Source organism: Desulfonatronum parangueonense (assembly GCF_054656975.1).
Genome location: NZ_BAAHXH010000003.1, coordinates 1,814,247 through 1,827,667, shown reverse-complemented (window position 1 = coordinate 1,827,667; position 13,421 = coordinate 1,814,247). Strand labels below are relative to the sequence as shown.

The following is a 13,421-nucleotide window of genomic DNA, read 5'->3' as shown; positions in this document are numbered from 1 at the left end:
AGATTACATAACGGTGCTGAGTAATTACGGATGCAGACGGAATTTCTCTTGGGCAAACAATAACATGAACCAATAAAAGGGTCATCCGGCGAGATCCATGATCAGGGGCGATTCAGGTGCCGGCCACGTGCCGCGGAGCCTGTTTTCGCCGATCAGAAAGCCGAGGTAGCTGTCCTTTCCATAATGTCTGATTCGTCGTGCGGTGTCCGCGATGATGTCAGTGTCCAGATCCTTGTCAGGGCTGAACAGGGCGACGACTCCGTCAGCATGACCGGCATGAGGCAGGACGATAAAAATCGTGTCCAAGATGCCTGCTTCGGGGTGGTCCTGGAAGATGGGGCCGTGTGTGTTTTGCCCCGGGTCGTATTTTTGCGGAGCATGCAGCATTGCTTGCAACGATTCGGATCGGGGAAAGCCGAAAAACATCACATTTGGAGTTTTTGAAGCCTGTTTTTCAGCCTCACGCTCCGTGATCACACGTGCATCGGGCTGGTTCAGGCTGGTTGCGAATCCTGTGATGAGCTCATCGGAAACATGGACCAGATCGTCGCTTTGTACAATCGTCAACCCGGCTGCTCCCCTGATGCTGTTCACGGTGGGGGGGATTTCTTCAGAAGCCAGCAGCCGGAAGATGTGGTGGTCCGGATCAACATGAAGGCGGGTAGGTTGTTGGGAACTTTGAAAGACGAAGGGGACGGCAGCGCCTTGCAGTGCGATTTCCATCATCTGATTGTTGTTCGTCGTTTCCAGGCGGAGCGGGACGTGCACGTCGTAAAAGGGTTTCTGTTGCGCGAGGACGCCGCTGACCTGCCAGCCTTGGGAGTTTGGAACAACCTGCACGTTTTCAAGGCGCAGTTCGGGTGCGCCTGGCTCTTGAAGCCATTGGCGGGTGAAGGTTTTCCGTTCCTGCGCATCCCAACCGTGATCCTGGAATGCATCGAACATGTCCTGCCATGTGGCCGCGGCAAACAGCCACTCGGAATAGAACGTGCGCAGGGCGTCCCAGAACGCTTCGTCGCCCAGGCGCTGACGGATCATATGCAGCAGGAACATGGATTTGCCGTAACCGATGACTTGGCTTGCCGGTTCGGAACGAGACAGGAATCCGGCGACGGGAAAGTCGGAAGCGCCGGCGGCCAATAGAGCATAGTCCCTCAGGATGCGCATTCGATATTCCCGGGCCGCTGCTTCGGACTGTTCTTCCTGGGCAAGATAATCCGCCACGTACGTCGTCAACCCCTCGCTCCAGTTTCCCTGGCTGTAATCGACAAAGACCCCGTTGCCCCACCAGCAGTGGGCGATTTCATGGCGCAGGCTGATCTCGGGTATGAAGGGGAGACGCAAGATGGCGGAGCCCAGCAGTGTGTAAGAGGGCATGCCGAAGCCGGAGGGAAAGAAGTTTTCAACCACCGCGAAATGGTCAAAGGGGTAGGGGCCGTGCAGTTCTTCGTACAGGGCAAGATGTCGTGCCGAAGCCTGAAGGTAGATTTCAGCAAGGTGATCATTGTCTTGAAAAAAGTAGGTAAAGATGGGGACGGTATCGGTTTCCAGGCGGCGATGAATATATCTGCCCGCGGAAAGGGGCATGCCGCGACCTAACTGGTCGACCTGCCACCGGGAGATGCTTTTGCCTTCGCTTTCCACATGTTCCACGAGCCGTCCGGAGGTTACGGCCAAAACACCGGTCGGCGCGCTGACCTCAAGGGCGATGGGCAATTCCTGATTTGCCAGGCGAGGAAACCATCCACTTTGGCCCTGAAAAAAGACTCCCTGTTCCGTGATGGTGGCGCTGACCCCGAACCCGGGATTGTCCATTGTAAAAAGGGACATGGGAACCGGATCATGAAATCGCCCGGAGTATTTGATGGAAATGATCACGTCCGACCCGATGCCTGCCATGCCCAGATTGAGGCGAAGTCGGCCGTTTTCGAAGCGGTGTTTGACCGGGTTGTTGTTGAGATGCACCGCGTGGATTTCCATGGCCGGATGCAGGAAAAGGTCCAGGTTGGTTCCTTCGATGACTTCAGGGCGAATGATGCCGTGACCCTGCAGAACGCCCGTCTGCAGATCCAACTGGACGCGCAGATCCATTCCTGCTCCGGATGAGGCCGAGACCTGGTCGGGGTGCAACGGGAACATCAAGGCGCCCAGCACCAGCAATAAGAGGCAGGATCGAGCGGCAGGCATGATGCGGGTTATCAAACGGTGAACTCCGAATCGCGGCATTGGCGAACAAATGATGGGCATCTGAACTGGTCTATGAATGAAAGGTTGAATGCAGCCGTCTTGCAATATGGTTCCTGCCGATTATTTCTTTCCAGAGAATCTTGCCTTTTATGGGCAGACAAGATCAGATGGTAACTGCTCAAAAGGTCGGGCAATCAACCGTCGCGAATCAGTGCTGCCTGGATACCGGCCTGCGCCGGTATGACGGAATGGAGTGCCTTGTTGGCGAGCACTCTGGGTCGTCACCCCGGCGCAGGCCGGGGTCCAGGCGAGGCTGCCCGGAGTTTTTGAGCAGTTACATCAGATGTAACAGTAATGTTTGCGATGCTGTTTTTCAATCCTTGGAGTAAAAATCAACCTCGGTTCAATTTGTGAAGCAGATATGCTGAAGAACTCAGCGGGAGGACAAGATGGTCACAAATGAAATCCCCAAAAACATGTTCGGCTCATCCGGCAGATCCATAACCCGGGTCGGATTGGGAGGAGAGGGCGTCCTCAGAACCCATGGGCGAACCGATGAGGCGCGGGCGGTGATCAGGGCGGCTTTGGATATGGGCATTGAATATTTCGACACGGCGCCGGCGTATTCCGGCAGTGAGGAATATCTTGGTTCAGTCTGGAAAGAGATGCCCGAAAGGCGCAACAGGATTTTCCATACCTCCAAGTCCGCCCAAAGAACCCATGCCGGGGCCATGCGCGACCTGCAAAGCACCCTGTTCCGGCTGGGAACGGATTATCTGGACCTGTGGCAGATCCACGATATCCGGGACCAGAACGATATCGCCCAAATCGAATCGGAAAACGGAGCCTTGCGCGCTTTTCTGGAGGCCCGGGAAGCCGGGACAGTGCGCCACATCGGCGTGACCGGCCACCATGATCCGGAGGTGTTGACCCGGTGCGTAAACGCATGGCCCCTGGACAGCGTCCTTCTGCCGGTAAACCCGGTGGAAGGCGTGCTGGGCGGATTTTTGACGGAAACGCTACCCGCGGCCAGGAAGAAGAGCATGGCTGTCGTGGGCATGAAGGTGCTGGGCGGCGGACATTACCTTTTCGCGAAAGACGGCCTGACCCCGGAGCGATATCTGCGCTATGCCTTGGCCCAGTCTGTGGACGTGGTCATCCTGGGCTGCTCCAGCCCAGCCGAGGTGGAGCTGTTGGTGCGCGTGGCCAGGGATTTTCAGCCCATGAGTTCGGATGAACAGAAGGAACTGCTGGGCCTCTTTGGTCCTCACGCAGAGAGACTGGCATATTATCGCGGCCGGAAGTGAACGTGTTGCGGCACCTTGAACTTTTCGGCGTCTTGCATGTGTGATTTTGGGCCGAACCGCCGGATAGGGTCTTCAAGACTCAGTTACAATCCGCCCTGCCCGATAAACCAACCGAAAACAATGGCAATAAACATCAGGATCATGCCGGGGCCCGCATATCCAGCCATGCCCTTGAACCCGAAAAAATTGCTCCAGTTCCTGTGTTTGCCGGCTGCTGGAGCTGCTGGCATGCTCGGCCCGGAGGTGTTGTTTTTCAGATCCTGTATGGCCGTGAGCATGATTTGGGAATTGATATCTCCAAGCCCCTGATTCTCCATGAGGTGAAGGCAACGTTCCATGAGCAGGTTGACGGTCCTGGGATTGCCCAAAGACGCATTCCAGAGCAGCTCCAGAGTCTTGGTCGATGGCCTGATCCGTAAACCAGACAGAGCCAGCTTGAATTCCACATAGCCGCTGGTTTCGATCCTGGTCAATGCAGGCAGGTCCACGACAGTGCTGATCCGGTTTGCGACTGGGCGTAATCGCCTGGACTGGAGACGCGCATGCAGTTCAGGCCGGCCGCAGATCACGACCTGAACCAGCTTTACCCCGCCGGTCTCCAGGTTGGCCAGCATGCGCAGAGATTCCAGGGCTTCGTATCCAAGGTGATGGGCCTCGTCTGCCAGGATTACGCAATTGCGTCCCTTTTTGAATTGATGCAGAAAAAAAGTGTGCAATACGATCAGTAAATGCGAAGCATTCAGGCCAGGGCGGTGTTTCAGGCCAAAATCCGCGCAGACATTTTCCAAAAGCTCTTTTTTATCCACCAGGGAATTGACCACCAGGGAAGTGACCATGCCCCGGGATTTAAGCCGGGAAAGCAGGCGTAACAGCAAAGAGGACTTGCCCACTCCGGCTTCACCGCTGAGCATGAAAAATCCTTTGCGTGCCTCGACTCCGTCAACGATCAGCTCCATGATTCGTTTCGCGGAGGCTGTTTCATAGTAGCTCATCTGGTTGATGGCCATGGAAAAGGGGGTGGATCCAAGCCCGATGGAAGCCGACAAGCTGTCCATTGCCTGAGGTGAGTGGGGTGATTTTGGTGTTCGCCGTGCCTCTTGCATGAAAACCTGCCTGGATTGGGTGTGCTTGTTTTTCGAAGTGGGAAAAAAACTCCATTATGCGAAAAATAATGCACGCCCAATGCCATTTGGAGCGAAACAACTTTGGTTCTCATTCAGCACATACGTTGTGGCCACTCACGGTTGCTGGTTTCGGTCTACCGCCGCAATGACGTATTGTACCATGTCTTTTGCAACTTCAGTCACACCGGCGAAGACCGGTAAGACCGGCATCAAGCCATTGCCATTTGCTTCTCACCCGGATATTGAACATGTACATCAAAAAAATGTACAAGGAGGGACTGACATGAGCATTTCCGGCATTGAAACGGCTTGGCAATCTCCCGGTATGCAACGTGCGTCCGGCGTGGCAAACAAGGCGAATTTCGGCGCGGCGGTGGTGGAGAAAACAATGGACTACCTGAACAACGCCCCCGCCTCCTCTCCAACTCCAGTGGACCAGCAGACATTCGGTGCCGCCGTGGTAAACAAGACTTTCGATTACATGAATAATGCATCAGGTGGCGCTAAGGGCGGCTTTGGCGATATGGAACAAACCTACAATTTCGTCAAAGAAGTCCTCGGCGCACATGCCACCGGCAAGGGCGCCATAGCCAACATTATCACCTAGTCGTTCATCCAATACTCGCTTGAAGTCATGCGAACGTCATGGCTTCAACGGAAACAAAGGGGGCAAACTGCTTTTGCCCCCTTTTGCTTCAAATAGTGAGTAATTCCCCATAACACCGAGTTATGTCCTTGGCGTCCAGTGATAGGTGGCGTTACGGGTTTTCTCGGCCTGGAGTCATCCGGAGCAGCCCAGTGCGATCTTGCGCAGCAGTTCATGCCCTTCTTGGCTCTTGCACTGAACGGCTTCCCCCATCTCCCCCAGCACCTCCTGTTTGAACGCATCCGCCTCGAAGCGATCCATGAACCTGGCAATGCGCTCCCGAGGCCTCTCCTTTGGGTTGATAGATGGCGAATTCATGTTGCATGTTGTCACGGTTCCAGGCACTTGAGCATGCCCATGGCCCATGGGCAGTGGCCGCAGGGTACGGACGAGCCCAGGCAGTCGGTCTGAAATGGTCCGCTCAGGGCGCGGGAGTCGCTGCACGGGCCGGTGTTGCAGCTGGCGCACGCTGGATATTCTCCGGTTCGCGATTCTGCGCGGAATGCGGTGAAGGCCTCCCTGGACCATATTTCAGACAGCGAGGACTCTGCCAATGAACCGAATCGGCGCGGCCAAACCTGTCTGGTCACCCCGTCTTGGACGCAGCCATAGCGATGCCACAGAAAATGACAGGGAGCTATACGACCTGCAACGTCCACGAAAGCCGCATCCTGTTCAATGAAGGGACAGCGGCGCTCCAGCAAGGCGTGATTCTCGGGAAGTGCCAGAGCGATTCCTGAATTCTGAGCCCTCTCCCGAGCATCTTCCAGGATCTCGTCCAGGCGTGTCCGCAGTTGATGTCGTCCATCCCAAGCCAATAGCTTGCGAATGTTCATGCCCACGCCCTGGCCGCGGCCATGGACTGCATTTCCTTGACCATTTCCACAAGCCGCCTCTCGCTATCGGTCTTCTCAAACTTCCATAGGATCTTAAAATAATTTTGCAGTTCCAGACCTTCTTCCTTGGCCCGGTCCCGCCAATCTTCGAAGATGCGGGTAGCTTCCCGGGTATTGGGATTGAACAGGCACTGATCAGTCGCGCTTTTGGCAAAGGGGAGCATATGGCTGACCAGGAAAAAATCCGCGCCCTGGGCGCCGGCCCAAGAAACCATCGCCGGTAGCTGATCCAGTCCGTCTCGCGTCAGAACGCATTCCACGCCCAGACGGAAGGCCCGGGCAGCGGACCGTTTGGCCCGGCGCAGATGGCGCATGGCCCGTTCCGGTGTGCCCGGGTGCCCGCAATGCGTCACATCCTTGCCCGAATCAGGGTTCACAGAGTCCGCTGATATGCAAATTACGTCCAGGCCGGCGTCCAGCAGAGCCATGGTTCGGGTTTCGGTGAGCGCCAGCCCGTTGGTCTGAAAGCCGATCCGCCCCTGCTCCGGCATATGGCGCCGGGCAAAGTCGATCATCCGCTCCAGGTCAGGATGGAGCAGCGGCTCGCCAATGCCGTTGAGCACAAGTGAATGAACACGGGTAAAATCCGATTCCAGTCGCTGAAACACTGCAAAAGGCAAATCACCTTCAGGAATCTGGTTTCCGTCGGACTGCTTGACGCACATCCCGCAGCGCATGTTGCAGCGGGTGGTCGTCTCCACATGGATGGTTCTTGGGGCGGATGCACGAGGGGCGGGCTGCAGGGTTGGCAGCGACGGTGATGAGTCATACAGCATGGTCGATTCCTCACGAGGTTGGTATTTCTTGACTCTACACCCCCCAGGAATGTGGGGACATTGATCTGCGTCAATTATCCGCAATCTGAAGCTTGAATGGATCTTGTGGATTGAGTTGGTCTCAAAAAATAGAAAGAGATTTTAAGTTATTTTAAGTTGTTTTTGGTAACTATAGTGAATTGAAAAAAATAAATTGACAATAAATCGTCTTGATGGCTAAAAAATTCCAACTGGTCTGCAAACTCAATTGTTCCTTCGCGATATTATCGAAGCGGTCGGTTAGTTTTTCAAAAATGTAATAATGGTGGTAGCTACTCGGTACACGTTCAGTTTTGCGATCTTCCTTCTGCTATAGGAATCGGTATCGGAGTTGGTTATCGGAGTCGATTACGAAAACTCCATGTGGCTTCGTTTCCAATGGCGACTCCGATTCCGATGCCAAACGCGAAACAACAATTAGCTGAATAGTTACAAAAGGTGTTGATAACCGTAAAAAATGGAGAAGTTGCATGCGAAAAATCGTTTCCCTCATGATCGGCGTAGCTCTTGTTCTGACGACGCTTCCGGCCATGGCCCAGGACAAGGTGATCACCATGAGCACCACGACCAGCACCGAGGCTTCGGGGCTGCTGGACTATCTTCTGCCCGAATTCCTCAAGGACACCGGGATCACCGTGCGGGTCATGTCCAAGGGCACCGGAGCGGCCTTGCGGGACGGCATGGACGGCAACGCGGACGTGGTGTTCGTGCACGACGAGGCCCGGGAGGAACAGTTCGTGGCCGAAGGGTACGGGACGAAACGCTACTACGTAATGTACAACGACTTCATCATTGTCGGCCCGGAGAGCGATCCGGCCGAAATAAGGGATGCGGAGGACTCCGCCGAGGCCATGCGCCGCATTGCCGAAGCCAGAGCGCCCTTTGTCTCCCGGGGCGACGACAGCGGGACCCATTCCCGGGAAGGACAGCTTTGGGAAGCCACCGGTCTTGCCCTGACGGATGCGAGATCGCCTCAGGACAGCGGCGGTTGGTACTTTTCCATCGGCCAGGGCATGGGCGCGGCATTGGTTTTTGCTGATGAAAAGAAAGGATACGTCCTCTCAGATCGGGGCACTTACCTGCAGTACAAGTACGGACGCAGCCAGCCTTTTGATCTGGTGGTCGTCTACGAAGGCGATGACATGCTCAAGAATCCCTACGGGGTCATTCCGGTCAATCCGGAAAAGCATCCCCATGTAAAGTACGATCTGGCCAGAACCTTCGCCGAATGGCTGGTCTCCGAGCGCGGCCAGCAGGTCATCGGCAACTACCAGCTCCATGGTCAACCGCTGTTTTTCCCGGACGCAAGGTAAAGTGACTTGAATTAACCGACGGGAAGCCGCGGCACAACACGATAGCCTCCCTTGACGGGGTTATACCTGACACCCAGGGGCGGACGCCATACCGCCCCTGGAAATATCGCACTTCCTGCTGTCGATCGGTCAAGACTTTGAACCAGTCGCATGAAGCTATCTCGGAGAAGGACCACGTAGGGGGTGTGGCGGCAGACGTCGCGTTTCGGGCCGGGATGCTTCTGAGAACGGTGTTATGACAGGTTTTTTCGTGACGCTCGGACGCTGACCAGTTCGGCCACGATGCTCAAGGCGATCTCGGCCGGGGTTTCGGCATGGATTTCCAGCCCCACGGGGCAATGCACTCGATCCAGGTCCGCCTGCGTGAATCCTGTATTGCGCAGGGCCTTATAGATCATGTCCCGCTTGCGGCGGCTGCCGATCATGCCGATGTAGCACGCTGCTGTGCGCAAGGCCCGGGCCAGGACGTCCATGTCGTACTTGTGGCCTCGGGTGATGATCAGCACAAAGCTGTTCTGGTCGATACGCGCCGGATCAAGAGCCGTGGTCATGTCCTTGGGCACGTGCACGGCCTCGGCCAAGGGGAAACGCTTGCTGTTGGCGAACTCGGACCGGTCGTCGTACACTTCCACCCGAAAATCCACCCGATGGGCCAGGGCCGCGACCTCCCGGGAAACGTGGCCCGCGCCGAACAGGTGGACCATGCCGGCGGCCAGGACCGGCTCGATCACGACCCGCAATCCTTCGGTGGTGAATAGGGTGGGACAGCGTTCAGTCATGGCCGATTGCAGCAGGGGCGACAGAAGGGCGTGGCATTCGGGCCGGTGCGGATGAAAAACCGGGCCCTCCGGGGTTTGCTCCACCATCAGGCGTTGGGAGAGCAGCCGATCCTTTTCATCCGGCGCGTCCTGGAGCAGCGTGACCAGAAGCAGTCGCTTATCCCCGTCCCGCAACCTTTCGAAGGTGCGCAGCAACGTGATGGTCTCCATGTCCGCGGGCAGCGGCTCCACCAGGACGTCCAGTTCGCCGCCGCAGATCATGTCCATGTCCTGGGTATCCTTGCCGGTCAGCCTGAAGCGTTGCATCCGGCTCGTGAAGGTCCGCAGGCTGTCCTGTCCGGCCTGAATGACCTCCGCCTCGAGCCTTCCCCCTCCAATGGTGCCCACGATGGAGCCGTCGCGGCGCACGGCCATCCGCGTGCCGGGCGTGCGCGGCGCGGACCCGGCCAGGCTGACGATGGTGGCCATGGCCACCGGCTCTCCCGACTCCAACAGAGTCAACACGTTGCTTTCCAGTCGGCTCATGTTTTCCTTTCGTTGTAAACTCACGTTTCAAATCCACAGGACAATGTTGTTCTCATAGTTTCGTTTACCGCTCAAAAACTTGCGGCAATCTGCGGGTTGAATCCTGGGAGCGCCGCACCCCAGTGCGGCAACGGAGTAACGCATTCAGAACCAGGTTTCGGCTGGAGCTTGGCCCCGGGATCTGGATCACGAAACGCCGCACGGGAGGTAAGCCTTGCGCAGGAAATCATCACCCGACCTTTTTAAGCAGTTACTGTTCCTGAACAGGTCGGAGTCGGAGGCACGGCGCGGAATCCCGAAATTGCTACGCCTTTTCCCAGGCAAATCCGGCAATGTTGCGTTCCCGGGGCTCGAATTCCACGCCGATGAGATGGACCACGACGCCAGAGGCTGTGTACTTGTCAGCGTATTGCTTGTGCCTGATCTGCTCCAGGGCCGATCCGCCCTGGACGCCGGGACCGATGACCTTGAACTCGAAAACAAAGACCTTGTCCTCCAGTTTGACCGTCATATCAATCCGCCCGAGGCTGGTGGCGTCCTCCGGGATGACCTCCAGGCCCAGGGCCGCGAAATAGCAGTAGAAGATGGATGAGTAATAGCCCTCGTACCCGGCCAGTTGATTCTTGCGGTACCAGTCCGCGGGGATCGAGGAAAAAAAGGCATGGAAAACATCCCGCAGCCCGTCCAGGTCTGATGCGGCCAGGAGAGCCAGCAGGGATGTCTGGTTCCGGGTCTTGGCCAGGCGGTCCTGGACCAGTTGGCTCAAGATTGCGTTGTTCAGGCTGGCCTTGACTTCCAGGTTCGGGTAGCCCAGCCGGTAGGAACGAAACGCCCCTGTCTGGGCAAACTCCCTGATGGTCAGGTAGCCGGCCTGAAAGAGCAGGGTTTCCACGGTGAACCCGTCCACATCGAAGCTGCCCACGATCTCCTCGCCGGCAAAGAGGTCGTCCACCGAGGGGATGTTGTATTTGCCCTCCTGCAACAGCTTGACGAGAAAGGTCGGCGTCCCGGTCTCGAACCAGTAGGGCCGAAACTCCAGTGAATCCAGATAGAGTAGGATGTCAAAGGGATTGTAGACCTCCTGGCCCAGCCAGTTGTACCCGTTGTACCAGAGCCGGACCTGATCCAGATCCACGCCGTGCAGACGATCGGCGAAAACCCGTTCCAGCTCGTCCTGGGTGTAGCCGCAGATGGCCGAATAACGCCCGTCAATGGTGATGTCCTTCAGGTTGTTCAGCCCGCTGAACAGGGAAACCTTGCTGAACTTGGACACTCCGGTGATGAAGACGAATTGCAGATACGGGTCCGAATCCTTGATGATCGAATAGTAGTTCTTCAACTCGTCCCGGATGGCCGCGGCCAGTTCCGGCTTGTCGATGTTGTCCAGGATCGGCTTGTCGTACTCGTCCACCAGCACGACCACTTTCTGACGATACTTGTCGTGCAGGGACTGGATCAGCTCGGCAAAGCGGCCCTTCCGACTGTCCTTGGCATAGGTCAGGTCGTAGGCCTTTTGGTGATCGTAGAGAATCTCGTCGAAATTGACCTGCAGTTCCTCAATGCTTCTGACCACTCCGGACCCGAAGCTGACATGCACCACTGGATGCACCGTGTCCCAGTCCCAGTGTCGCTCCAGGTGCAGGCCCTGGAAGAGTTGCTTCTTGCCCTGGTACGCGGCCTTGATGGTGCTCAGGAACAGGCTCTTGCCGAAACGTCTGGGTCGGGACAGAAAAAAATACTTCCCCCCGGACGTCAGCTGGTCCACAAAAGGGGTCTTGTCCACATAATAATACCCCTCCAGGATGAGGTTCTCAAACGTCTGGATGCCGATGGGCAGTTTTTTCATGCGAAAGCCTTCCTTTATGGTGCGGGGCCTGCTGCCTGTACAACGGGGTGATGGACAAAAAAATGTCCTTCTTCAATTTCAGCCAGACGTGCAGGCGCAAGATCGGTTGGGAGACTGAGAGCGGCATGGAACACAGGTTTCAGGTCTCACCCCTCCCTGATCACTTCCTCCCACCAGATCCGCTCAAACCCCAGACTGACCACCACATACCCGCGCAACCGCAGATTCCCGTGCCGCTGGTTCAAAATTTCCATGTTCTTCCGCACCTGCTCCCCGGCCTCGTCCATGGCCTGGCGCATCAGCCGTAAACCCTGAAGCTCCTCGACACTCAACGCCAGGGCCCGTTCCCCGTTCAGTCCGGCGTCCTTGAGGGTCACGAACTTGAATTCGATGAGGATGTCCAAAATCGTGAACTGCCGGGCGTCCGGTCGAATGATCATTGTCAGGTCAGCCCGGCGGCGTCCAAGTTCCGGCTCCGAGTCCATGACGTAGAGGATGTCGTTGTACAGCAGGGTCAGGAAGGCGGTCTTCACGGTCAGCTCGTTGGCCCAGCGGTAATCCGGGTTGTGGAAGACCTTGAAGTAGCGCTGCTCCACGAATGCGCACAACGGGGCCATGTCGCCTTTTTGGAAGAGGGCTTCCGCGGCCAGCTTGCCCGCGTCCCGGCTCACGGGGTCCGGCAGATGCATCTCGGCGATCTGCTCCACGTAGAGTTTGCGCATCACCAGATTGGGGACGCGCAGGGTCAGCTTCCCCAGGTCCGTGCGACCCTCAAGCGAAAGGACGCCAAAGTAGTACAGCAGAGAGGCCATAAAGGTGTGGTCCTTGCTCTGATCTCCGAGCATGTCCCGCATTCCGAACCGCGTGGCCAGGCGTTCAACCTGTACGTGGCCACCCTCAACCATGATGTCCTGCAACATCTGCCGGCCACTGGCCAGTTGGGCCATGTATTCGAGCTTGGCCCGGTCCGTGGCCAGATTATCGTCCAGCATCTGGCTGGGAAAAGCGCCAAGTTCCGACAAATGGTCCAGGAAATAGAGGGCCAGAGTCGGACTGTAAACCAATTGCCGCGATTCTGGAACAAAAAGATAGCCATTGTACCAGTCCCGCAACATGGTCATCGCCGTCGCCATGACAGACGAATCAAGGTTGTTTTCCGAGACAACGTCCTGCAGGGCGGCTTCAACTTCAGGTTGCGTAAATCCGCAAAGATCGTGGTAGTGCGGGTGCAGGTAGATATTCTTGGCAATATTGAACCCACTGGTGATGTCGCTCATGACCACCGGCGAGACCCCGGTAATGAAGATCCGGTCGATCAGTCCCTGGCCGGCCAGTGACTTTACGGTCTTGAACAGGGTGCGCAGCGGCCCTTCCTCAAAAACCAGGGCCTCGTAACGACGTTTTGAGTCCCGCTGGGCGCTCATCATCACTTCGTTGGCGAAATTGTCGTATTCGTCGATGAGCAGAAAAAGGGGGTAACCGGCGGTGCGAGTGGATGAGCACAACGAGCGAAAAGAGCTGAGGGCGTTCTCAGGGACTATTTCCACGGTTTGATCCAAATAATCACCGTAATATGCAACAAAATCCTTAATGCAGTCGTTGACGTGATCATGCAATGCCTGTTTGATTTGCTCTACGCCCCCCGTCGGGTCCACGCAGGAAAAGTCCAGTTGCAGCATGAAATAACTGCCGCGCAGCGGGGTGGGGGTTTGGCCGATGGCCAGGCGGCCGAACAATTCGTCAAAGAGATGGGCCGAGACCAGGTCGTAATAGCTATACAGGGTGGACAGCAGCAGGCTCTTGCCGAAACGGCGGGGTCGGATGAAAAGCTGGTATTTGCTGCGCTCCAGCAGGGGAATCCGATCCGTGCGGTCAACATAGAAATAGCCGTTTGCGGCGATATCGCGAAAATTGCTGATGCCGTAGGGGAATTGCATGGTCGCCTCGTGGGGTGGCTGGTGGCTTGCGGACTGTTGGTAGTGA

The 13,421-nt window shown here is 56.6% G+C and carries 11 protein-coding genes; 3 read left to right on the top strand and 8 right to left on the bottom strand.

Going from position 1 to position 13,421, the window contains the following annotated elements; all coding sequences use genetic code 11:
* Positions 1–81: 81 nt before the first annotated feature.
* Positions 82–2,187: a M1 family metallopeptidase gene (locus tag ACYQ15_RS08430; protein ID WP_459937078.1), complete on the bottom strand. Its 2,106-nt coding sequence runs from the start codon at positions 2,185–2,187 to the stop codon at positions 82–84.
* Positions 2,188–2,636: 449 nt separating this feature from the next.
* Between ACYQ15_RS08430 and ACYQ15_RS08425 the strand changes: the two genes are divergently transcribed.
* Positions 2,637–3,494 (top strand): aldo/keto reductase, encoded by an 858-nt coding sequence (locus ACYQ15_RS08425; RefSeq protein WP_459937077.1) that lies wholly within the window; start codon positions 2,637–2,639, stop codon positions 3,492–3,494.
* Positions 3,495–3,577: 83 nt separating this feature from the next.
* Here the strand turns inward: ACYQ15_RS08425 and ACYQ15_RS08420 are convergent, their stop codons facing one another.
* Positions 3,578–4,597, bottom strand: coding sequence for an ExeA family protein (locus ACYQ15_RS08420; protein WP_459937076.1), 1,020 nt, complete (start codon positions 4,595–4,597; stop codon positions 3,578–3,580).
* A 181-nt stretch (positions 4,598–4,778) separates the two neighbouring features.
* Here ACYQ15_RS08420 and ACYQ15_RS08415 point away from each other — a divergent pair, with 181 nt between their 5' ends.
* A complete protein-coding gene (locus tag ACYQ15_RS08415; protein ID WP_459937075.1) occupies positions 4,779–5,225 on the top strand; it encodes a hypothetical protein in 447 nt (148 codons plus the stop codon).
* A gap of 174 nt (positions 5,226–5,399) precedes the next feature.
* Here ACYQ15_RS08415 and ACYQ15_RS08410 read toward each other — a convergent pair whose 3' ends face one another.
* Genes ACYQ15_RS08410 through ACYQ15_RS08400 form a run of 3 tightly spaced genes read right to left on the bottom strand, consistent with a single transcriptional unit; the run spans position 5,400 to position 6,936 of the window.
* Positions 5,400–5,582, bottom strand: a complete 183-nt coding sequence (locus ACYQ15_RS08410) for a hypothetical protein (protein ID WP_459937074.1) — start codon at positions 5,580–5,582, stop codon at positions 5,400–5,402.
* Between the two features lie 11 nt (positions 5,583–5,593).
* A complete protein-coding gene (locus ACYQ15_RS08405; RefSeq protein WP_459937073.1) occupies positions 5,594–6,100 on the bottom strand; it encodes an SPASM domain-containing protein in 507 nt (168 codons plus the stop codon).
* Entirely contained in the window at positions 6,097–6,936 is an 840-nt protein-coding gene (locus tag ACYQ15_RS08400) for a radical SAM protein (RefSeq protein ID WP_459937072.1), read from the bottom strand. The genes ACYQ15_RS08405 and ACYQ15_RS08400 overlap by 4 nt, the downstream gene beginning before the upstream one ends.
* Positions 6,937–7,445: 509 nt before the next feature.
* On the opposite strand from ACYQ15_RS08400, the gene ACYQ15_RS08395 reads away from it, so the two are divergent.
* A complete protein-coding gene (locus ACYQ15_RS08395) occupies positions 7,446–8,288 on the top strand; it encodes an ABC transporter substrate-binding protein (protein WP_459937071.1) in 843 nt (280 codons plus the stop codon).
* Between the two features lie 233 nt (positions 8,289–8,521).
* On the opposite strand, the gene ACYQ15_RS08390 is transcribed toward ACYQ15_RS08395, so the two are convergent.
* From ACYQ15_RS08390 to ACYQ15_RS08380, 3 genes are all read right to left on the bottom strand, one after another.
* Positions 8,522–9,616 (bottom strand): XdhC family aldehyde oxidoreductase maturation factor, encoded by a 1,095-nt coding sequence (locus ACYQ15_RS08390; RefSeq protein ID WP_459937070.1) that lies wholly within the window; start codon positions 9,614–9,616, stop codon positions 8,522–8,524.
* Positions 9,617–9,896: 280 nt separating this feature from the next.
* A complete protein-coding gene (locus tag ACYQ15_RS08385) occupies positions 9,897–11,438 on the bottom strand; it encodes an ATP-binding protein (protein ID WP_459937069.1) in 1,542 nt (513 codons plus the stop codon).
* A gap of 146 nt (positions 11,439–11,584) precedes the next feature.
* Positions 11,585–13,375, bottom strand: a complete 1,791-nt coding sequence (locus ACYQ15_RS08380) for an AAA family ATPase (protein ID WP_459937068.1) — start codon at positions 13,373–13,375, stop codon at positions 11,585–11,587.
* Positions 13,376–13,421: the final 46 nt, after the last annotated feature.

Bases quoted from the DNA above. Each gene is read 5' to 3' on its own strand.
- ACYQ15_RS08430 (WP_459937078.1), bottom strand. From the start codon at position 2,187: ATGCCTGCCGCTCGATCCTGCCTCTTATTGCTGGTGCTGGGCGCCTTG.
- ACYQ15_RS08425 (WP_459937077.1), top strand. From the start codon at position 2,637: ATGGTCACAAATGAAATCCCCAAAAACATGTTCGGCTCATCCGGCAGA.
- ACYQ15_RS08420 (WP_459937076.1), bottom strand. From the start codon at position 4,597: ATGCAAGAGGCACGGCGAACACCAAAATCACCCCACTCACCTCAGGCA.
- ACYQ15_RS08415 (WP_459937075.1), top strand. From the start codon at position 4,779: ATGTCTTTTGCAACTTCAGTCACACCGGCGAAGACCGGTAAGACCGGC.
- ACYQ15_RS08410 (WP_459937074.1), bottom strand. From the start codon at position 5,582: ATGAATTCGCCATCTATCAACCCAAAGGAGAGGCCTCGGGAGCGCATT.
- ACYQ15_RS08405 (WP_459937073.1), bottom strand. From the start codon at position 6,100: ATGAACATTCGCAAGCTATTGGCTTGGGATGGACGACATCAACTGCGG.
- ACYQ15_RS08400 (WP_459937072.1), bottom strand. From the start codon at position 6,936: ATGCTGTATGACTCATCACCGTCGCTGCCAACCCTGCAGCCCGCCCCT.
- ACYQ15_RS08395 (WP_459937071.1), top strand. From the start codon at position 7,446: ATGCGAAAAATCGTTTCCCTCATGATCGGCGTAGCTCTTGTTCTGACG.
- ACYQ15_RS08385 (WP_459937069.1), bottom strand. From the start codon at position 11,438: ATGAAAAAACTGCCCATCGGCATCCAGACGTTTGAGAACCTCATCCTG.
- ACYQ15_RS08380 (WP_459937068.1), bottom strand. From the start codon at position 13,375: ATGCAATTCCCCTACGGCATCAGCAATTTTCGCGATATCGCCGCAAAC.